18 protein-coding genes are annotated in these 22,214 nt (G+C 46.4%); 7 read left to right on the top strand and 11 right to left on the bottom strand.

Annotated elements, in window-relative coordinates; genetic code table 11:
• Window positions 1–443 precede the first annotated feature (443 nt).
• Window positions 444–1,373: a helix-turn-helix transcriptional regulator gene (locus tag SK066_RS06950; protein ID WP_320544135.1), complete on the top strand. Its 930-nt coding sequence runs from the start codon at window positions 444–446 to the stop codon at window positions 1,371–1,373.
• Between the two features lie 91 nt (window positions 1,374–1,464).
• Here the strand turns inward: SK066_RS06950 and SK066_RS06945 are convergent, their stop codons facing one another.
• On the bottom strand, window positions 1,465–2,451 hold the full coding sequence (locus SK066_RS06945) for a hypothetical protein (RefSeq protein WP_320544134.1): 987 nt from the start codon (window positions 2,449–2,451) through the stop codon (window positions 1,465–1,467).
• A gap of 438 nt (window positions 2,452–2,889) precedes the next feature.
• On the opposite strand from SK066_RS06945, the gene SK066_RS06940 reads away from it, so the two are divergent.
• The 3 genes from SK066_RS06940 (at window position 2,890) to SK066_RS06930 (ending at window position 6,201) form a co-directional block, all read left to right on the top strand.
• Complete coding sequence (locus SK066_RS06940; protein WP_320544133.1) at window positions 2,890–3,663, top strand: exodeoxyribonuclease III; 774 nt, start codon at window positions 2,890–2,892, stop codon at window positions 3,661–3,663.
• Window positions 3,664–3,904: 241 nt separating this feature from the next.
• A complete protein-coding gene (locus tag SK066_RS06935) occupies window positions 3,905–5,191 on the top strand; it encodes an amino acid permease (RefSeq protein ID WP_320544822.1) in 1,287 nt (428 codons plus the stop codon).
• A gap of 248 nt (window positions 5,192–5,439) precedes the next feature.
• Window positions 5,440–6,201, top strand: a complete 762-nt coding sequence (locus SK066_RS06930; protein ID WP_320544132.1) for a YdcF family protein — start codon at window positions 5,440–5,442, stop codon at window positions 6,199–6,201.
• Between the two features lie 260 nt (window positions 6,202–6,461).
• Here the strand turns inward: SK066_RS06930 and SK066_RS06925 are convergent, their stop codons facing one another.
• Both SK066_RS06925 and SK066_RS06920 read right to left on the bottom strand, forming a co-directional pair.
• A complete protein-coding gene (locus SK066_RS06925; RefSeq protein WP_188776232.1) occupies window positions 6,462–7,109 on the bottom strand; it encodes a nitroreductase family protein in 648 nt (215 codons plus the stop codon).
• Window positions 7,110–7,149: 40 nt separating this feature from the next.
• Window positions 7,150–7,581, bottom strand: coding sequence for a MarR family winged helix-turn-helix transcriptional regulator (locus tag SK066_RS06920; protein ID WP_320544131.1), 432 nt, complete (start codon window positions 7,579–7,581; stop codon window positions 7,150–7,152).
• A gap of 269 nt (window positions 7,582–7,850) precedes the next feature.
• Between SK066_RS06920 and SK066_RS06915 the strand changes: the two genes are divergently transcribed.
• Window positions 7,851–8,804: an FUSC family protein gene (locus tag SK066_RS06915; protein WP_320544130.1), complete on the top strand. Its 954-nt coding sequence runs from the start codon at window positions 7,851–7,853 to the stop codon at window positions 8,802–8,804.
• A 180-nt stretch (window positions 8,805–8,984) separates the two neighbouring features.
• Here SK066_RS06915 and SK066_RS06910 read toward each other — a convergent pair whose 3' ends face one another.
• From SK066_RS06910 to thrC, 5 genes are all read right to left on the bottom strand, one after another.
• Window positions 8,985–10,262, bottom strand: a complete 1,278-nt coding sequence (locus SK066_RS06910; RefSeq protein ID WP_320544129.1) for a hypothetical protein — start codon at window positions 10,260–10,262, stop codon at window positions 8,985–8,987.
• 376 nt (window positions 10,263–10,638) lie between these two features.
• Window positions 10,639–12,048: an aspartate ammonia-lyase gene (gene aspA / locus SK066_RS06905; RefSeq protein ID WP_188776228.1), complete on the bottom strand. Its 1,410-nt coding sequence runs from the start codon at window positions 12,046–12,048 to the stop codon at window positions 10,639–10,641.
• Window positions 12,049–12,266: 218 nt separating this feature from the next.
• On the bottom strand, window positions 12,267–12,671 hold the full coding sequence (locus SK066_RS06900; protein ID WP_320544128.1) for a GNAT family N-acetyltransferase: 405 nt from the start codon (window positions 12,669–12,671) through the stop codon (window positions 12,267–12,269).
• Window positions 12,672–12,726: 55 nt separating this feature from the next.
• A complete protein-coding gene (locus SK066_RS06895; RefSeq protein WP_320544127.1) occupies window positions 12,727–14,040 on the bottom strand; it encodes an SMI1/KNR4 family protein in 1,314 nt (437 codons plus the stop codon).
• A gap of 225 nt (window positions 14,041–14,265) precedes the next feature.
• Window positions 14,266–15,666, bottom strand: coding sequence for a threonine synthase (thrC, locus tag SK066_RS06890; RefSeq protein WP_320544126.1), 1,401 nt, complete (start codon window positions 15,664–15,666; stop codon window positions 14,266–14,268).
• Window positions 15,667–15,919: 253 nt separating this feature from the next.
• Between thrC and SK066_RS06885 the strand changes: the two genes are divergently transcribed.
• The gene (locus tag SK066_RS06885) at window positions 15,920–16,933 is read left to right on the top strand and encodes a BMP family lipoprotein (protein ID WP_373289138.1); all 1,014 of its coding nucleotides are present in this window, start codon (window positions 15,920–15,922) and stop codon (window positions 16,931–16,933) included.
• Between the two features lie 42 nt (window positions 16,934–16,975).
• Window positions 16,976–18,763: a methyl-accepting chemotaxis protein gene (locus SK066_RS06880; RefSeq protein WP_320544125.1), complete on the top strand. Its 1,788-nt coding sequence runs from the start codon at window positions 16,976–16,978 to the stop codon at window positions 18,761–18,763.
• Window positions 18,764–18,937: 174 nt separating this feature from the next.
• Here the strand turns inward: SK066_RS06880 and SK066_RS06875 are convergent, their stop codons facing one another.
• The 3 genes from SK066_RS06875 to fdhD form a co-directional block, all read right to left on the bottom strand.
• On the bottom strand, window positions 18,938–19,813 hold the full coding sequence (locus SK066_RS06875) for a formate/nitrite transporter family protein (RefSeq protein ID WP_320544124.1): 876 nt from the start codon (window positions 19,811–19,813) through the stop codon (window positions 18,938–18,940).
• A 440-nt stretch (window positions 19,814–20,253) separates the two neighbouring features.
• Complete coding sequence (gene moaA, locus SK066_RS06870) at window positions 20,254–21,267, bottom strand: GTP 3',8-cyclase MoaA (RefSeq protein ID WP_320544123.1); 1,014 nt, start codon at window positions 21,265–21,267, stop codon at window positions 20,254–20,256.
• A 119-nt stretch (window positions 21,268–21,386) separates the two neighbouring features.
• Window positions 21,387–22,214 carry a formate dehydrogenase accessory sulfurtransferase FdhD gene (gene fdhD, locus SK066_RS06865; RefSeq protein ID WP_320544122.1) on the bottom strand — a complete coding sequence of 276 codons (828 nt, stop codon included), beginning with the start codon at window positions 22,212–22,214 and terminating at the stop codon, window positions 21,387–21,389.

Genomic DNA, 22,214 nt, shown 5'->3' with positions numbered 1-22,214 from the left:
GTATAGCATAGCCCTATACATCTATCTCCCTGCCACAGACCTAACAATTCTTGGTTTATCTATCATTTTCAAGCATTATCCGCAAATTGACAAATTAAACTGGGGCTGTAGTTACATTTTTCAAGGACGTTTGAATAGGTATATGCCCACGTAATAGTTTCAATTTTGTCATTAACATAAAGCAGTATAGCAGATTTTTTTCCAAAAGCAAAATTACAGCATCTCTATGTATCCATCATGTATTAACACGAAAAGAACAAATTGATTCTATTTTCCGTAAAAATAATCAAAATTGAGCAACATCGCTTTGATATGCTGTTCGTAGCAAAGCCGCTCTACATGCAAAGATTCCGCTATAATTTTGCATGCTGATCGTCTAATCAACTGTTAACGTCGATCTGATCACTCGACTCATCACCAGCAGCCTAAGGAGGTGGAGCACATTGAAGCATACCCAACATATTCAGCATAGTATCGAATATATCGAAGCCCATCTGCATGAGCAGCTTAGTCTACAGCATATTGCTGCACAGGTTGGCTTTGCCCCAAATTACTTTCATCATTTGTTCAGTCGGGCGGTAGGCAGAGGCATCGCTGACTATATTCGGCAGCGTCGATTATGTCAGTCGGCACTGCTACTTATCACTACTGAGCAGGGCATTTTGGATATTGCTATGCAATGTGGCTTTGAAAGTCAGGAAGCCTTTACTCGTGCCTTCAAAAAAGAATATGCTCTGCCCCCAGGACGTTATCGCAAGCTATTCCAGCAAGACGCTACTCTCACCTATCGCAAAGGAGAATCGACTATGAACATGACATACACTTCCCCATCTGAATCCCCGATTGAAGGCTGGTTTTTAAGCGGAACCTCTATGCACCATTACGCTATCGAGCTAGATGGAGCGCAGGTTCACACGGGACGCCAATCGGCTCACCTGTACGCGCCTTCTACGGATCAGGCTCTCTCGATGGCAACACAGGAGCAGCAGTTTGGCACATTGATGCAGCAATTTCAAGCCCATACCTATCGTGGGCAGCGTATGCGCTTCTCTGGCTTTGTGAAAACAAGTGCGGTACAGCAAAGCTGTGGGCTATGGATGCGAGTCGATGATCGCTATGAAAATGTACTGCAATTCGATAATATGCATAATCGTCCGATCACAGGTGACTGTGATTGGAATCATTATGCGATTGTACTGGATATTCCACCGGAAAGTACAATTATCGCCTTTGGCGTGATGCTGGTCGGTAAAGGGCATGTATGGATTGACAGCTTACGCTTTGAAGAGGTCGGACTAGATGTGCCACTGACCCATCTTGATCCCGATGCTGACCTACCCGCAGCACCGCAAAATCTGGACTTTGAGCAATAATGCTTGCACAGTTCACAGGTTAGAAACTTGAGATTGGTGGCTATGGCAGCTCGGATGTGATCCACAGGATTCGATATTGTTAGCTGGAAGTCTATCCATTCGTCAGATCTGGACGAGAAGCAACCGTCTGAATCGTCTTCGTTATTTGTTGCTCCCAGTTTAGTATTTTTTGACGTGATGTCTGTACCTGACCAAGCTGCTTATATACTACAGTGAGATGAGCAAGTGCAGTTACTGCATTCCCCTGACGCACAGCTGCATGATAACCTTTGCGTGCAGAGGTACGAATTTTCCATGCGGCAGTGATGGCTTTATTTTCAGAGGTGATTTGCTTCTTCAAGGTTTGAACAGGCTGTAGCAGACTTCGTAATTGCTGCTTGCGAACCGTGCTTGCTTTGCGTGCGGCTGCCAGCTCTATTCGTTTATTTTTCAGCTCGGCGCGGGCTGCTTCGACCTGTGTTTTAATCCCATTGCGTTCTAATAATAGCGATTGTACATGGCGATCATCCTTTTTCTTACGTGCATCTGCAATTCTTTTGCCCAGATCGGCATAGCGCTTGAGTAGCGGTGCATGACGATTTTCTAATTGCTTCAATGCGGTCTGCATCGTAGCCAGACGAGATGTATCCAGCTGACGGATACGCTCCTGTACGCCCTTCAGGCTGGCGTTATTCTGCTGACGTAGCGCACGAATTTGAACATTTTGCAGCTCCAGCACACGCTCAAGGGCGGTAATGCTATCGTACAGCGTATCTATACTGCTCATCGCTGAGCTAGAGCTGGCAGCTTGAACTCCGGAAAGCGGCATACCTGTCAAAAAGAATATGAGGCATAGACTAGCTATAGCTAGCTTATGTATGAAACGACTTTGACTCGTTACTCGTGCTTTAGCTTTGATACTGCTGCTTCTGTTCATTATATGATCACCGGTCATACCTGCGGCTGTAGCTGAATTAGCGGATGGTAGCATTGTGATCTTTTGCTCTTTCTGCGTGTCACATTGGTGAATGCTTACTTCATTCGTGCCCTGCTGCGCCTCCGTCTCCGTAAGCTTCATCGACTTCAAATTCATTTTCATGGTGCTTATTCCTCCTTTAATATCATCCATCATCATGATGAATCTGAGCATATAAACGACAAAAAGCACCTCCAGAATCGGCATTATACCGTTTCTGCGAGGTGCTTCTCCCGCTCAGCATTCAATTTGATTTCACTATAACCGAGCCTTACAACATTGTCAATAAAAATAAGAGCATGTGTTCCCACTCTTTCACTACTCTTTCACTACTCTTTCACTACTCCTTCATTACCCTCGCACTACTCTTTTGCTACTCCCTGTTATTTTATATTATCTTTTGTTATTCGCCAGACACGCTTGTTCCCCCATTCATCTTCACCGATCCTTCATTTCGACGATCACGCAGACATGTTACAATAAGCCAATCGGTCTACATGCAGCTCTGTCTGCATCTAAAATAGGCTCTATAGATTGTATGCATAAGGGAGAAGTTAGATAATGAAGCTCGTATCATGGAATGTAAACGGCCTGCGTGCCGCTGTTAAAAAAGGATTTAACGATTATTTCACCGCAATAGATGCGGATATTTTCTGTCTACAGGAAACGAAGCTGCAAGCTGGACAGATTGAGCTAGATCATGGTGACGCGTATTTTCCTTACTGGAATTATGCCGTGAAAAAGGGCTATTCCGGCACCGCTGTCTTTACGCGTGTGGAACCCCTATCTGTGCGCTACGGGATGGAGGAGGATTATGAGGAAGAAGGACGCATGCTGACACTGGAATTTCAGCATTTTTATCTGATTAATGTGTATACACCTAACGCACGTCGCGATCTGCTGCGTCTACCGTATCGTCTGGAATGGGAGGATCGGTTTCGCCATTATGTGATACAGCTTGATCAGATCAAGCCTGTCATCATTTGCGGCGATCTAAACGTAGCTCATCAGGAAATCGATCTCAAAAATGCACGTTCTAATATTGGCAATTCCGGCTTTACGCATGAAGAACGCGGCAAAATGTCTTTGCTGCTGGAATCTGGATTTATCGATACGTTCCGCTACTTCTACCCCCAACGTAGCGATGTATATAGCTGGTGGTCATATATGGCAAAGGTACGCGAACGCAATATTGGCTGGCGTATCGACTATTTCCTTGCTTCCAAACGGTTAGCGCCTTGTCTGGTTGATGCCCAGATTGATGTTGAAATTATGGGCAGTGATCATTGTCCGGTGCTTTTAGAGCTGGACGAGCAAAAGCTGGCACAGCTTTGAGTTAGCAGCCGATTGTCTACACGGTACATGAAGACTTAGGACTAATCCAATTTATTCCAATGCGTTAAATATTAAAAATAATATCTCATTCAGTGTTAGAAAAACCGATAATCAGGTAAGATAGTATTACTGGATTGATTTAAAGCATTACTATTGTAGCTTGATTAAGGAGGATTTTAGTTTGAAGGCAACCCCGGAAGCATCATTACAAAAACGGCTTCTGCCTCGTCACATTACGTTTATGGCGATGGGTGGAGTCATCGGAACTGGTATTTTTAAAGGTAGTTCCGACACGATTGGTCTCGCAGGGCCCGGCGTTATTTTCACGTATATTTTTGCTGGCTTGCTGCTGCTGGTCGTGATGGGTGCGATTGCCGAGATGGCAACCGTGTACCCGAACCGCAATATGAAAGACTTTATCTCGCTTGCCTTCGGTCAGCGTCTGGCATTTATCGTCGGATGGTTGTACTGCTTTATGTGGCTGGCGGTTTGCGTGATTGAGGTTATCGCTGCCGGGAGCTTTTTGCAGTTCTGGTTTGCCGACACACCACTCTGGGTGCTCAGTCTTGCAAGTGCGATCTTCGTTCTGCTCGTCAATCTGCTGAGTGTAGGACGACTCGGTGAGCTAGAATTCTGGCTTGCCGGTATCAAAATTGCGATGATTATTGTGTTTATTATCCTTGGTGCATGTCTGCTGTTTGGCATTATTCCAAGTAATGATACACCATATTTGAGCAACTTTACGGCACACGGCGGCTTTTTGCCAAATGGCTGGATGGCGATCGTATCGGCGCTTCTAGTCGTTATGTTTTCGTATGGTGGCTCCGAGCTGATTGGTCTCACGCTTAATGAAACACCGGATGCTGCTAAAGTATTGCCTCGCATTGTGAAAAGCTTTATTTTGCGGATCGTGTTGTTCTACACACTGCCGATTCTAATCATCTGTGGATTGATTCCGTGGAATCAGCTGAGCGGACAGGAAAGCCCGTTCGTGCAGGTGCTGACAGCTACAGGCTTGAAGGGTGCAGCTCATATTATGAACTTTATCCTGGTTACAGCCGTATTGTCGGCTGCCAACTCTGGTATCTACGGTGCCACACGGATGCTGCATTCGATGGCAACCAATAATGAAGCGCCTGCTCTGTTAGCTCGTACCAATCGACGCGGCGTACCGATCAACAGTCTTGTGCTATGTGCGATCGTATTGCTAATCGGTGCATGGCTCGCCTATATTGCACAGGATCAGGTATTCAGCATTCTAATCGCTGTACCAGGCTTTGTCGTATTGCTCGTCTGGATCAGCATTTGCCTGTCCCAGCTCAAGCTGCGCCGTAACTATCCAGTTCAGCCGCAGTTCCGCATCTGGGGGTATCCTTACATTTCTGGATTAACCGCTCTGACACTGGCAGTGATTGCAGTGCTGTTCCTGTTCGATGCGAATAACCGGATTAGTATTGGTACATGTATAGCGTTTCTGATCGTGCTATTGATCAGCGCACTGTTCAAATTCCGTAAAAAACAAGCGTAATGATCATTCAACAGCCTGTCCTCTACACGATGTAGGACAGGCTGTTTTTGTAAGTATACTTCGATTTGCTATCCATCGCTAAGAGCATTATTTGTGTATACTACTTACCCGTACAGTACATCCAGCCTTCTCCTCTCCATCACGCTCAGCCTATCCTAAACTTTATTTAGCCTCTATTTGTTGTACAATGATAAGCAGGCCACAGCGTCTCACATGAACAACTTATCAAAGGCGGTGTCTACGCGCTCATGCTCTACATAATCAAATTTCTCTATAGCTTTCTGCTTCCACCCGGTCTATTCGTATTGCTTCTATTAGCACTCTCTGTCTGGCTAGGGATCAAGCGTCAAGCAAGGCAGGCATTCGCCTTGTTGATCATTAACCTGCTACTATATGCCAGTATGACGCCACTTGTATCGGATGCATTTATTGGCAGTCTGGAGCGCCAATATACGCCCCCGACTACTATACAAAGCGATGTGATCGTTGTACTGGGCGGCGGTGCTACCAGTGGTACACCGGATATCGATGGCGAAGGCAATCTGTCAGGTGCAGCAGGCAATCGTCTGATTACAGCGGTACGACTGTATCGACAAACAGGGCTACCGATTATTTTCTCTGGTGGGCAGGTATTTGCGGATAGCGGCAATGAAGCCGATATTGCGCGGCGTCAGCTGATCGGTATGGGTGTTCCTCCACAGGATGTATACGCAGAAAATCGTTCACTGAATACGGCGCAAAATGCCGATAATACAGCGCAGCTATTAAAGCAGCATAGCTGGAGTAAGCCGCTGCTGATCACCTCTGCCTTTCATATGCCACGATCTGTGATGGAATTTGAGCGCGCTGGCATGAAGGTGCAGCCTTATCCGACGGATTACTGGGTGAGTCAGCCTGGTTCAATGTATGCAGGCAAGTTCTCCCCATCTGGAAGTTCCATAAGCTCGACTGGAACAGCCTGCAAAGAGTATGTCGGTATGCTAGTGATCTGGATAAAATCGCTAGTATAGCCTATAGCATCTTTAGCATGATCGGCGCTCTACTCTGTACGGTGACTTTATTGTGTATGATGAGCTGTCCTCGTATTCATTTTTGTAATACATCTACTCGACCTTTTCGATCATTGCCCACTCTTTTCTCAATAGCAAAAACGCCCTGCCTGGCGGCTTGTGCTCCATTTCTGGATATCCAGAAACAGAGCGCAAGCTAGCCATAGCAGGGCGTTTTATTATTCCAAGATGAAGGGGATCAGCTTAGGATCACTTCACTCTTATTTAAATTCAGCAACCATATCCAGTGGCAGACGCATCGAAGGGTAGCCTTCGTTCGCTGCTTTACCCATGCTTAGCAGCATGACAGGCACATAACGGTCTTTGTCCATACCGAATACTTCTGCGATCTGGTCTTTTTCATAACCACCGATTGGGTTTGTATCGTAGCCGTGTGCACGTGCAACGAGCATCATTTGCATCGCAACCAGACCGCTGTCGATCATAGCGATGTCTTTACGAGCTTGCTCAGACAGGTTTTCATAGTAACCCAGTGCAAATGGAAGCTGGCGTTCTTTTACTTCTGCTGGCATATAGCCCAGTTCTACCGCTTTGTCAAAAATGTATTCTGCATTTTGTTCATGCTTCAGATCGCCGAAAATAGCGATAACAGCTGCTGCTGTTTCCACTTGATGGCTGTTGAATTTCGCCAGTGGCAGCAGTTTTGCTTTAGCTTCTTCACTTTCGATGACAAGGAAGCGCCAAGGTTGCAGGTTGATCGAAGATGGTGCACGTGTAGCTTCAGTCAGGATTTCGTTCATTTCCTCACGACTAATTTTTACGGATGGATCGTAGCTCTTAATGGAACGGCGTTCCAGCGCGATTTTGTTAAAATCATTGGTTTTGTTTACAGTATTAGTTGTTGTCATATGAATTCTCTCCTCTATTTATCATTCTGTGGGATGCTGCTTACAGCTTCATCGCTCCGCTAATATTAGCGTTCAAGCGCTGTAGCATATCCAGCAACTGCTCCTGCTCCCCTGCATGAAAGCCATGAAACATGCGCGCAACAAACTGCTCTCGTTCTTCACGAAAAGCGATGATACGCTCGCGACCAAGATCAGTCAGCTGTACGAGTGTGATGCGATTATCGTCTGGATTATTCCGACGTACGACCACCTGCTCAGCCTCCAATTGCTTGAGATGTCGCGTAATCGCGGCATGATCAATACCGACTAGCTTCTGCAACGAGCTTTGGCTAATCTCTTCAGTATGGGATAGCTGACAGAGCAATTGCAGGCGCGAAGCGCTAATGCCCGCGCATTTCTCAAAGGTGCAGGCCAGTTGACGTTGAAGACTCTGTATCTGATTGAAAACCTCATCTGTGGTGGAAGTTGACACAAGTCTCCACTCCTTTCTGGCCAGCCTGATCGATGCAGTCCATATTATGTGACCCATCAATCATTGACATATCAAATAATAACATACCTATGTAAAAATTGCAATTACCTTTATGTAAATTAAATTGCTAAAAATCAAAAATATCAATTTTACACAAATATTCTACACTGAGATTAACCACATAGACAATAAACGGGTAATCCTTTATAGTATAAATCCTCATGATTCAAACGGAATAAACGGAATATAGGAAGGAAACGATTGTTGCTATGAAATACGCTATTGGTATGCGCAATATTAAAACAGCACTTGCGGTGTTTATCTGTCTGTTCATCTCACAGGCACTTCATCTGCAATATCCATTTTATGCGGTAATCGCTACGATCATTGCCATGGAAAATTCAGTGACCAACTCCTACACGGTCGGCAAAAATCGAGTGATGGGTACGATTGTAGGTGCGATCTGCGGCCTTGCCTTTGCGCTGATCGATCCGTACAGTGCCTTCTTCTCGGCGATTGGGATTGTCGTTGTGATTTATATTTGTAATCTGCTGCAATGGAATAAATCAATCTCGATCGCCAGTATCGTCTTTCTCGCAATTATGCTCAATTTGCAGCCCGGTGAAAGTCCATGGTTTTATGGAATGAATCGGGTGATCGATACGCTGATCGGTATCGGTGTGGCAGTGGCGGTGAATTATCTCGTCTTTCCGCCCAAGCATGAGCGTCAAATGGAGCATCGACGCAAAATTCTGCGTCGGCATTTAACTCAGCTTGCACATGAGCTACTCGGTCAGGGTGGTGGTGTTCATATTAGCTCACTGAAAGCGGACATGTCCGAGCTGGAAAAGGTGTATGACACCTATACGTCTGAATTCCATCTGAATAAGAAAAAGCGCACGATGATGGAGCATCTGGAGGAAGAGATCGATATTTATCATAATACGTACTCTCATATGCGTCAGCTCAGGCTGCTAACAGATGAGCCTTCATTAGAGACAGCGAATAAGCTGGATGTGCAGTTTACGTCCTCTCGCCCGCTCACCTCTCATGGTGAAGACCTACTAATGATCTATCGTTATCATGTGCGCTGCATTTTGCAGGAGCTACAGCGACTTGGACTTATGCTGCCACGTAAAATTGCACCGCCGATTAATCTGCATCCTGAGGGCAAGCAGCAGTATAATAACAATAAGCCGTCTGTCTGTCACAATAAAATGTGACAACAGACGGCTTATTGTTCGTCTATTCTATTGTCGATACATAAGATAATATGCTCTAGTAACGGAACGATCTGATATCCTGTACCGATTATTCATTCAAAGCGTATAGCTCAGTCAAAGATAGCGAATCTAAATCATTTATAAAGATGTATTCCATAAAGATGCATCACAGCTTCTTGATCATTTCAGTGCAGCAGCCTTTACACGCAGAATCTGACCAGCTGATTCGGCAAGCGGCTCGGTATCTGTACCAAGACCAAAGTAAAAGTCGCCATTCAGCTCTTCAAGTGATTTGGCATAGGTACTCTGCTTGAATTGCAGCACCGGATACCATTGATTTACATTGCGTGTTTTGTACACACGATTCATATAGCTTCCATCCGCTTGCTTCGTATACGTGAGCACATACAGTACATTATTACGCACGATCATATCGGTTGGAATTGCCTTGGCATCTGGTAGCTCTACACGCTTGCCATTATTCACATCACTAGCTGCGATTAACGCTTCTGGCATCGTTTGTGAATCATTGTATAACTCACCAGCAATATAGACGAGCTTATTGTTCACAACGACCGTTTTACTAATTCGGCTGTATGGCGTTTTACCTGCTTCCTGCACAAAGGTCATGCCAGGCAAGATATTTTTACCATTTACTTTTTCCTGTGTTGCCTTTAGATTTTTATCAATTGCGAGTACATGGGTCTCGTCACCCCAGATTTTGTTGTCTGGCATAATGATCGCGGCGGCGTATAGCTTACCTTTGAATTGGAAGAATTTATACGCACGGCTACCATAACCATCAATACGGGCAAATTGCTCCCATGTCTTGCCGTCATCACCGGACATCATCACGACCGGGCTATCCTCCGTGCCAACAGCAGCGAACATCTTCCCCTGATAGTACGCCATGTCGTAAACGTGCAGGGCATCAGGAATATTTTGATACTCCGTCCAGCTATCCTTGCCTAATTCGTAGAAGTTGCCGTATTTCCAGCCCGGTACGACCGAATCGTTCCCCGGTATGTACAGCTTACCCTTCAAAATTTTAAACGTATCGATCTGCTCATCCGCAGTCAGCTCGCGTGTGACCGACTTGCCTGTCTTGCTGTCTGTCGATACCACTTTTTCGGTTACAAACTTATTGCTGGATGGATCAAAGTAAATAATCGGCACAGGCCCAGCATTAGGCGACGGCCCGGAATTACTGCTGTTCCCACTACCCAGATAGATTTTGCCATCATACACCTGCATATCCCATACATTACGTGCATAAGGACCGCCCTTGAATGGCTGTCCTAATTTCTCCATACTGGAGGTTACATCGACGCCGGAGGATGCCGCGGCACTGGCAACCGGTGCATGACTTGCAGCTGGAAGCCATACGCTTCCACTTAGCAGTGCTGCACTCACGCCAATTCCAATCGTTGATTGTAGCAGGTAACGTTTCATCTTCATTAATATCCTTCCTCTCTGTCCACAATGTACAAGCTCTGTTTCAATGAGTTACTTAGCTATCCCTCCGTTCTGAATGATAGAATACTGCACAGGGCACGTAAAATAAGGCTTGTCGATACGTTTTCGATAAAATGACATGCATGATCTGTGCAAGTAAACGTATACAGCCAGATGCCTACATGCACTATAACATATTTGCCAGTAAGATGCGAAAATGACAGAACCATGTAAAAAAGGCTATTCCATTGAAGGAATAGCCTTTTGACGAGTGCCTGTATAGGATACTTTTATTCACTATAGCTTGCCTGAAAGCAAACTGTATTGGCTAAGCAATACCGTATACATGGCTTAGCAAAATATGATGCTATCGCTAGTCTTAATCCTTATGCAGCAGCTCTTCGCCAGCAATACCCGGCTCGGTCATCTGATACGGATCAAGAATAATGTTCAGTTCTTCCTCGGTCAATACGTTGTACAGCAAGCACAGCTCACGTACTGATTTGCCCGTTTGAATCGCTTCACGCGCAATACGGGATACCACCTCATAGCCCAGATGTGGGTTGAGTGCAGTAATGACACCGACGCTACGCTCCACATACTGACGGCAACGCTCGACATTGGCCTGAATACCATCGATGCAATGCAAGCGGAACACGGTGAAGCCCTGCTTCATAATTTCCAGCGATTGCAACAGATTATACACCAGTACTGGCTCCATAACGTTCAACTCAAGCTGTCCAGCTTCAGATGCAAGGCAGATCGTATTATCGTTACCGATGACCTGGAAGGCAATCTGGTTAATCACTTCACACATCACTGGATTGACTTTACCCGGCATGATCGAGGAGCCTGGCTGACGTGCTGGCAAGTTCAGCTCATTCAAGCCTGCATAGGGGCCGGAAGCCATCAGACGAATATCATTTGCCACTTTGGACATGTTCATCATGCAGATTTTTAGTGCAGCCGATACCTCGGTGTAGGCATCGGTATTTTGCGTAGCATCGACCAGATGATCGGATGCTGCCAGTGGGAAGCCACTAATGTCTGCTAGAATCTCGGCTACACGCACAATATAGCGGCGATCCGCATTCAGACCTGTACCGACTGCGGTTGCGCCCATATTAATATGTAGCAGATTCTCGCGTGTATTCTCTACACGCTGAATGTCACGACCAAGCACGCGTGCATAAGATTGGAACTCCTGACCAAGACGAATCGGCACAGCATCCTGTAAATGCGTACGACCCATTTTAATAACCGTATCAAATTCATCTGCTTTGGTCTGGAACGATTGCTGTAGCTCACGCATCGCTACGAGCAGCTTCTCGATCATAGACAGTGTAGCGATATGAATCGCTGTCGGGAATGCATCATTGGTAGATTGCGCCATATTCACATGGTTATTCGGACTAATATCAACGTATGCGCCTTTTTCCTTACCCATAATCTCAAGCGCACGGTTCGCAATCACTTCATTCGTATTCATATTGATCGATGTTCCAGCACCACCCTGAATCGGATCGACGATAAACTGGTCAATCCAGCGACCTTCCAGAATCTCATCGGCTGCCTGTACAATCGCTTCGCCTTTTGGTCCATACAGACGGGACAGCTCCATATTCGCCAGTGCCGCTCCTTTTTTGACCATTGCCATCGCACGGATCAATTCAGGATGCAGCTTCTGTCCAGTAATCGGAAAGTTCTCTACTGCACGCAGGGTCTGAATGCCATAATACGCCTCATCGGGAACTTCTTTGGTGCCCAGAAAATCTTTCTCTATTCTCACTACTCATTCCTCCGACTGTGCGGGGCAGCGCAGTCTGACGGCACATCATTCATGTCCATTTCAGGCTACCGATCCCCGAACGGTTTTCATTTTGCAACAACAGTCCTATTATACGTCTGCCTTGCATAACGTTCCAGTAAAAAGTCAAATCATTCCTATTCTTATATGGCTTCTGCTCATGCGACTTCTTATCGCTGTCAGGCTATACCATCATTTCTTTATGGAGACTGCCGTAGCCACATGCCCAGCGATGCCGGTGCCGCGTATTCAAATCCGAATTGCGCGTACAGTCGATCTGCAGGTACATCGGCGAACAATGTAGCCATTGCACGCGGTGGCATATGTTGTTGCAAATAATCTCTAATCTCGCCCATGATAGCTTTTCCATAGCCTTTCCCCTGATGATCGGGATGCACAGCAATATCGGTTACATGGAAAAATAAACCGCCATCGCCTACTACACGTCCCATACCAATCGCTTCGCCCTGCTCTTCCAGTACGACTGCAAACAGACTGAGCGGTAGTCCCTTTGCCGCACCTTCCCGGCTCATCTCACTCAAGCCAGCAATCTTGCGCAAATGCAAATACTCGTCGATTGACGGAATACGATGCTGAATTTCCAATGTAATGACCACCTTTGATGTATGAAATGTTGTCGTGTCTATAATAAGACTGTATTTATAGTTTGTTCAGCGCGTGAACAGCACCGTTCACCAGATTTTTTTCTTTTTTCGTAACGGCTTTGTCTAATTGTTGTTCCAGCAATACCAGCGTATGCTGCAACTGAGCCTGCTCTGGAAAAATCGTCTGTACATTTTCTAGCATTGCCAGTGCACTAATGACGACTTGTCGCTGCACCGTACTCCCACCGAGCCATTGCCAGATATCCTCCGCTGACGGTGCAGAACAGGCAAAGAGACGATCCCAGCCATCATAGGGATAGCTGACACGCTGACCAAGGAACATCCACTCAATCACCTTACGACTTGTAAAAGGCTTCAGCCATGCACATGCCGTATATCCATTGAGGCGACTTGTCTGCTCCATCTGCTCTAGCTCGTTGAACACAAGTTTCAAACCTTCAGATTCTGGTAAACATCGTACTGTCAAATACGTCAACACGGACGCATTGATTCGCTCCTCAGCGTGTGATCTCCACAGCGAACGTACCCAATCTGCCGCATGTGTATAACAAATATCACCGATGTACTTCATCAATGTCTCACGTATACCACGATCTGATTCCTCATTAATGCGTTTCTGCCATGCTTGAAGTATAAGTTCCGGTGCAAAATGATGAAACGCTGAGCGCAATGAAACGTCTACTACACCAGACACCTCAGTATAACGAATAAGTCCCTCCAATGTTGCCTGTGCCTTTTCGAGTGTTAGATGCACATAATCATGCATCCAAGCACGCCACTTTAGTGAATGAGGATGATCGACGTTCAAGCCGCTATAATCGATAAACGGTTCATATTGCCATGATTCTGCTCCAATTCCATACATGATTGTCACACGCTCAAAAAATTCACCGAGTGAAGGTGCAAGAAATTGAAAATCGCCTGTCTCATGATTCCAGCTTAACACTGCATGTTGCTTGGATGGTGCGTGCATATCAAGCACAAGACTATCTCCATTGTAGCCAGGGCAAAAAGTAAGATAGCGTGTAGGATTCACGGCTTCCTCCAGTTGCCACACATCCAGCCAGTATATTGCCTGAAACGACCATCCCCAATCTCCATTGGCACCAAATGGCACCAAAGATTCATGTGGCAGCGTCCATCCCATTCTTGCTTCAGATGCCATAGCCAGCATCTGTCTTAGCTCATCAGGTAACTCTATCCCAAGCTGTTGCTCCAGTTCAGCAAGCTGATTATCTTTTACAGGTTCTTCATATATATGGATTACGTCTGCACCTTTATGCTGCAACGTCTCTAACAGATCATTCCATTGTAGTTTCAAGCGTTCCAGTTGATGTTGAAATGTCATTTGTCTCATCCCTTCATGCTCTGCACAAATCCCTATGAATCAGTTTATTTTTTATGCGTTTTACGGCTTCTACATCTACTATGCCTAGTTTTTTGTGAAAACACAATATTATGAAGATGTTCACCCAAACAGAGTTGGAATCGTTATCTGTTATTCATCCATTCTATTTACAAATCAAAAAACCGCAGCCATAGGCTACGGTTTCGGAATACTTATCTTTCGTGATTACAGCTGCAATGTATAAAACGATTCAAGCTGGCGTACAACCTCATCCTTATCATGATCGATCACCGTCTGATGCTGTGGCATATCGAACAGCGCAGCGATCGGTGCAGGGAATTCCTGCTTAATATCACATAGGATGATCGCCTCGTCAAACTTGGCAGGATGCGCCGTTGCCAGTGTTACACACACTTCATCTTCACCATTGTATTGCTCGTATGCCGCAATACCGCAGGCAGTATGTGGATCAAGCAGATAGTCATATTCCTGCTTATATTTACGAATCTCGTCCAGGCATTCTGCATTGGATGCGCCATGTGCGACAAAGTCACGCTGCACCTGCTCCAGATCGGCACCGGACAGTACGATTTGACCTTCACGTTGTAGCTGCTGCATGTACGCCGCTACTTTGGAAGCATCCTCGTTCAGGAAATAGTACAGATAACGCTCAAAGTTACTTGCCACCTGAATGTCCATCGATGGGCTATGCGTGCTACGGAAATCACCAGGCTTATATTCGCCTGTTTTCACGAAGCGCTCCAGAATATTATTTTCATTCGTAGCAATGATCAGCTTGTGGATCGGCAGTCCCATCTTCTGCGCCAGGAAGCCAGAGAAGATGTTACCAAAGTTACCGGATGGCACACAGATATTGATTTTGCGACCTGTCGCTGCTTCCTCCACGCGGAAGTAAGCGTAGAAGTAGTACACCGTCTGTGCCAGAATCCGTACAAAGTTAATGGAGTTGATCGCGCGCAGATGATGCTGCTTTTTGAATGGCAGATCAGCGAACAGATCCTTAATAATTTTCTGGCAATCATCAAAGTTGCCTTTGACCGACAGATTGAGCACGTTTTGATCGTCTACTGTCGTCATTTGCAGCTCCTGTACTTTACTCACCCGATTGTGTGGATGCAGGATACAGATTTTGATGCCTTCTTTACCACGTACACCTTGAATGGCTGCTGCACCGGTATCGCCGGAGGTAGCACCTAGAATGTGAATGACTTCACCGTATTTTTTGGAAATGTAAGAATAAAATTCGCCCATGAATTGGAGCGCTACATCCTTGAACGCAAAGGTAGGGCCATGGAACAGCTCCATAATATGAAGCGAATCGTTAATTTGCCGCACCGGAGCAACCTCTGGATGGCGGAAGTTCGCATAGCTGCGTTCTGCAAGCTGACGTAGATCGTCTGCCGGAATCTCATCCTCTACATATAGAGCAAATATATTCAGGAACAGGTCAATATAGCTTAGCTTGCTCCATGCTTGAAGCGTGCTTTCCGAAACGGTCGGCACCTTCTCTGGCACCATCAAACCGCCATCATCGGCAAGTCCCATCAGTACAGTATCGATAAAGCCCTTTGGCTCAACCTGTCCTCTCGTGCTGATATACTTCATACTCTTCCCCCAGTTAACGATAGTATTCATCCCTATGCATCGCATATGCAGATGTTGCAAAATTGATTAACTCCTATCATACCCTGTCACAGGTCTGCATCCAAGCATTAATTTGATAAAGTTACCCTAAAGCGTCATCGGAAGATTAACTTTTGAATTGTTAGCGTTTACATTGGTGTAGCATCTTAACTAACTGACTTGGATATCCGATATACCCTTTGAAACGTATTTCGAATCAGAGAGGAAATCGCCAGTGTATACAAACAATCATTGGAAAAAAATTAGCGGGCTTATCATTCTAGCCGCAGTTCTGCTTCTTAGTGCCTGCTCGAACAAACAACCTGTCGCTTCGGCAGACACGGGAAGGCTCAAAGTTGGTATCGTGTTATCTGATATCGGACTTGGTGATCAGTCCTTCAGTGACGGTGCTTTTAATGGCCTTATTCGTGCTCGCGATGAAGGCAAGATTCTGTTTGACTACAGAGAGATTTCAGATACCAAAACGTATGACGAAGGCTTTAATCAGCTTCTTGCAAATAACAATGACCTGATTATCGGACTTGGGTATGCTGTAAAGGATAGTCTGGAAACCGCTGCCAAGAGTCATCCAGATCGTCAGTTTATACTTATTGACGAAAAATCAGATTTGCCCAATGTTGCTTCGATTACATTTAAAGAAGAAGAAGGCAGCTTCCTTGCCGGTGCGCTTGCAGCAATGGCTAGTAAAACAGGTAAGCTCGGCTTTATTGGCGGAATCGAAACTCCTCTTCTCCATAAATTCCAAAGTGGCTTTGAACAGGGTGCACTTGCAGTCAATCCATCCTCCAGCGTCGTTGTGAATTACACCGGAGACTTTGGTAAGCCAGAGCTTGGCTCTGCCGCTGCTACCAAAATGATTGATGATGATGGAACCGATGTGATTTATACCGTTGCAGGTCTGACCGGTGTCGGTGGATTAGAAGAAGCTCAGAAAAAAGGCATTTACTCGATCGGTGTAGATAGCGATCAATTCTTCTTAGCTGAAAAATCGGTCATCTCCTCGATGGTCAAAAATATCGATGTCGCACTATATAATGCGACACAAACGTATATTCAAAGCAATAAAACATTCCCGAAAAAAGACATGGTATTCGGTCTGCAAGATGGCGGTGTCGGTCTGGCTCCAATTCATCTCGTTGAGCTATCGGATGACCAGCAAAAGCAGCTGGAGGACCTGAAGCAAAAGCTGATCTCGGGTGATATCAAAATCACGCTGCAAGGCTCGTAATTCGCACGGCCCTTACTTTTTAACTACTGGAGGAAATCCCCCATGAAATTACAAGGAAAACTGGTGCGAAATGCGCTCATCTCGCTACTCGCTTCGCTCATACTGGTCGGTTATATCATCTTCCAGCTATTAAGCATCAACGCACAAACGAGCGATCTGGTGCCTAATATGCTGAATGTACAGCAGCTGGACAGTGATCTGGTGTCCACCGGTCAGGCGCTGAACAACTATTCCTTTTCTATATCGGAAAGTAATCGCGCAATTGTAGAGAAACAGCTGACAAAAGTACAAACAACGTTGGATACGCTACAAGCAGCTGGCTTACCTGAGCCGGCAGAAACACAGCTCTTAGCGCGGGTTCAGAGCAAATTCAAGCAACTCGCTACAGCCAGTACAACCGCGATGCAAAATCAGAATGGTGCCGAGGCCAAACGTGAGAGCATTCGAATCGAAGGTATTCAAAACGATGTCTACCTGCTGAAATTGCAAACCAAAGCAGACTATGAAAATTATACTGCCGAGCTGACATCCAGCATCACGCTAACATGGCAAATCGCACTCATAGGCGCGATCATTCTCGTTATTGCTGTAGGTATTTTCAACACCTATACAGCAAGACAACTGGCACGTCGTACTCAGGTATTAACGGATGCAGCGCAGCGTATCGCAGGCGGCGACCTGACTGTGAAGCTACAGGCAGCCAAAGGACGCGATGAACTGGACGAGCTGAATCGTGCGTTCCACCAGATGATTGCTAATCTGCGCAGTATCGTCAGCTCCATTGGCCAGGCGGGTAACCGTGTAGACGATATGGCGCAGGATATTGACCGTAGTAATGATCGTATGCAGGATATCGTAAGTCAGGTTGCTCAATCGATTGAGGAGCTGGCGGTAGGCAGTCAGAAGATTGCTGAGGATCTGAGTGTAACGGTTGAAGTTGTCGATCAGATGCAGGATAAATTCCGCTCTAATCTGGAAACGACATCCGAATCAGCCGCTTACAGCAATGAAGTATTACGTTCGATTCAGGAAGGCAGCAGTCGTATGCAGCAACAGCTCGCGATCGTAACGAATAACCGTCAAGCGATGAGTGAATTGCAGCAAACCGTACAATCGCTGGAGCAAAACGCCGGACAGATCGCTAGTATGACGCAGCTCGTATCGGATATCGCATCGCAAACGAATCTGTTGTCCCTGAATGCTTCTATTGAAGCAGCTCGCGCTGGCGATGCTGGACGTGGCTTTGCGGTCGTAGCTGGTGAAGTGAAGAAGCTAGCCGATCAATCCGTTGAAGCTGCACGTCAAATTTTTGCAGCGGTTGAAGCGATCACCTCAGCGGTAGGTCAGGTACATGCTTCCGTCACGAACAGCGTAGACCTGTTTGTACAGCAGGAACAGGCAACTGTGCTTACCGATGCCTCCTTTGCCGAGATCAGTCAGCAAATTCAGCAGATTGCTTCGCATATTCATCGCCTGTCTGACGATATGCAAAGCTCGCATGAGCTGAGTAATCAGGTACAGCAAGCGATTGAAAATATTAGTGCCATTACCGAGCAGTCTGCGGCAGGTAGTCAGGAGATTACTGCTTCTACTGTCGAGCAGCGCCATGCCTTCCAGCAATCGAGCGAGCAGGTGAAGCAGCTTCGTCAAATTCGCGGCGAAATGCATCACGAGCTTGATCGCTTCCAGCTGGACGAGCATGCTGCATCTGGTAGTGAGTCCTCTGTAGCATCGGCTTCGGTGTCACCACTTACTCCCGTAGTATCTAACGATGCGGGTAGTAACGAAGAAGCGTCGGACAGCATTCCAACAGATAAGCACGCTGTTTAATCCTTAAAATAACTCGTAATAAACGTAATACATGGTATCTGCAATAGAAAAATCCCCGTTCTCTGAATTTCAGAAACGGGGATTTTTGATTATCTGTTGTGCTTTATTGTGTAGAGAAGCTTGATCCGATCGTCGATCATGTCATCGCTCCCTTTTGATAAAAGGGAATATAATCTAGTGCTTCACTGCACGCGTATTATTCAAGTTAGCGTCTGGAATCGCTCGTGTGGAAGCCGAAGCTGTCGTTGCCGTCGTCTGTTCCGCTGGAGCTGCCGCGCTATCAAACGTATGACGGTAAGCCAGGAAATACGCCAGTCCAACAAAGATCGAACCCCCAACGACATTACCGAGAAATACAGGTACAAAGTTTTCGATATATTGAAGCCATGTAATGTCCGAGCCTGCAAAAATCGCTGCCGGAATGATGAACATGTTAGCTACAACGTGCTGGAAACCAATCGCGACAAACGCCATGATCGGGAACCAGATGCCTGCAAATTTGCCAAACGAATCTTTACTGCCATAAGCAATCCAGACGGCAAGACAAACGAGCCAGTTACAGCCAATCGCTGATATAAAGGATTCCACAAAGCCATCGTGAACTTTGGCATGTGCGATCGACAGTGTTTTCGCGAGAAAATCTCCTTCTACCAGTCCAACCACATGCCCGAAAAAGTAGGCAACTGCAATGGCACCGACAAAGTTAGAAACGAGTACCAGCACCCAGTTTTTCAGCAATTGAGCAATACCGATCTTTTTGGAAAATAGTGCCGCAGCCATTGTCATCATATTACCCGTCAGAAGCTCTGCTCCTGCCAGTACAGTCAGCATCAAGCCAACTGGAAATACAGCTGCTCCGAAAAATCCAGCGATCGAGCCAAGCTCCTTGGGAGCAGTTCCGATTACGCGAATATCCGCGAGAAATCCTAGTGAAATAAAGGCTCCGCCCAGAAAACCAAGAATCAGTACCGTCCATACTGGCAGCTTGGATTTTTTCAAGCCAACCTCAGCGGACATCTTCATAATTTCCTGCGGTGTATAATAAGCCATTGTATATCCTCCATCCATGTCATCTTCGTTGTTAGCATACGGTTGTGTGCAGACAGGGACTCGCTCATTGTGATTACATTTCCGGCGCCAGATTGCAATGCCAAACAGCGAATCATTACAGCACAAAAAACCACCATAACAAGCCCTCATCCTGCTGACATAAGACATGTGTCATAACATACAGAGGAACCGGTAATGCTGGTTAATTCCCTTACATTTTCACGTATAAGGTCATCAATCAACGGTATTGCATTCACGCTTAGAGCCGAGACAATACATGAATCCGCTCCAAGCCAGCTTTAGCTGCTTTCTAAGAGTAATGGACTACCTTTTATTTGTCAATCTTGTGACAAAAAAATAGAAGGCAGTCGCCCTCTATTTTCCATTGCTATCGTATAGCTGTTATTTTCATTACCTGCTGAAGGGCTTGCTTTCCAGATTTATCCGCCAATATGAGACATCTCAACCTTGCTGCCACCCTGACGATCTGGCGCTGCTTCAGTTCCGCGATCAAGTGAATACCGATCATGTCGACCATTCCAGATATCGGATACATGCTGTGCAAGCTCTGAATCAGTCATATCGGAGCGTAGCAGGGCGCGCAGATCATGCCCCTTAGTCGCAAACAAGCATGTATACAGCTTGCCCTCTGCCGACAATCGCGCTCGTGTGCAGGAGCCGCAGAAAGCTTCAGTTACAGAGGAAATAAAGCCAATCTCCCCTTTTCCATCGGTAAAACGATAACGAGTCGCTACCTCTCCAGCATAGTTCGGCGCCATCGCTTCTAGCGGCCAATGCTCGCCAATCCGATCCAGTAGCTCCTGCTTACTGACCACATGCTCGCGATTCCAGCCATTCGTATTCCCTACATCCATATATTCAACCAGGCGCAAAATATGACCGCGCTCCCGGAAATAATTCACCATCGGTACGACGGCATCCTCATTAAAGCCACGCTGAACGACCATATTGACCTTGACCGATAATCCGGCGGCTGCTGCGGCATCAATGCCTTCCAGCACGGGCTTCACGCGGCTACGTCCACCATTCATTTTCAGGAATAGATCGTCCTCTAGACTGTCCAGACTGACCGTAATCCGGTGTAGTCCGGCTGCCTTCAGCTCGGTTGCCTTACGCGCAAGCAGACTGCCATTCGTCGTCAGCGACAAATCCTCTGCCCCGAGTGATGACAATCGCTCAATAATGCTAGCAAGATCCTTACGCAATAGCGGCTCGCCGCCTGTGATGCGCAGCTTTTGCGTGCCGAGTCCAACGAAGATCGCTGCTATACGCCCAATCTCTTCCTCACTTAGCACATGCTCATTGGACAAAAAAGCATAGTCCTTGCCGAAAATCTCCTCCGGCATACAATACCGACAACGGAAATTACAGCGGTCTGTGACGGAGATCCGTAAATCCCGCATGATACGGTTATGCTGATCATAGATAGCCATCGTCTCTCCTCCAATCCTCGCTCCATGCCCGATATATAATAAGGCGCCTACCGCCTGCTTCAGCCAGACGCGTCATTGCGCTGGCGATTCAGGGCGATATCGCCTGAAAGTGATTCCTTTTAGAATAACACAGTGCTTTCCTGCTTGTCCGCATATTCTTTCAAACGCTGGGGATGTGTATACACATTGCAGCTGTCGCCGCGAATAAAACCTACTGTCGTAATGCCAAGATGATCTGCCAGATCAAGCGCCAGCTCAGTAGGTGCCGACTTGGATAAAATAACCTCACAGCCAATCTTCGATACCTTGGTCAAAATTTCCGAGGAAATCCGTCCGCTAAAGGCGATAATTTTCCCCTGTGGATTCATATCATTTTTCAGACACCAGCCGTAAATTTTGTCCAGTGCGTTGTGACGACCGATATCGCTACGAGCCAGTACCACTCCATCTGGATCGCATAATGCCGCCGTGTGTACACCACCGGTCTGCTTGAATAGCTCACTCTGCTGCTGCACCTCATCCATCAGCGCAAAGCATTGCTGAAAAGTAAGCTGTACTTTAACTTCATCCATTCGCTTCGCTGTACGTGCATCGTTGAAAAAAACGAACCCCTGACGGCTTGTTCCACAGCAGGATGTAATATACCGTTTGGTGAATAGCTGCCGATGCTGTGGCTTCCAGCGATCGGTACGCACATGCACAAAGCCTTCCTCTTCCTGCATCCACAGCTCGTTAATATCGCTATATCGCTGAATCACACCTTCTGATGCGAGAAAGCCAATCGTCATATCCTCCACATATTCGGGTGTGCATACAAGTGTGACAAACTCCTCACCATTCACCTTGACGGTAATCGGCTGCTCCGATACGACTAGATCCTGCTTTTCCTCGAATCGTCCGCCTTCATAGCGGATCATTGTGCGTTGCTGCTTAAACTCCGCGTCCAT

The organism is Paenibacillus hunanensis (assembly GCF_034055775.1).
In the GTDB taxonomy this organism is placed as follows: Bacteria; Bacillota; Bacilli; order Paenibacillales; family Paenibacillaceae; genus Saccharibacillus; species Saccharibacillus hunanensis.
The sequence above is the reverse complement of the archived record's forward strand: the minus strand, read 5'-3'. Positions and strand labels throughout refer to the sequence as shown.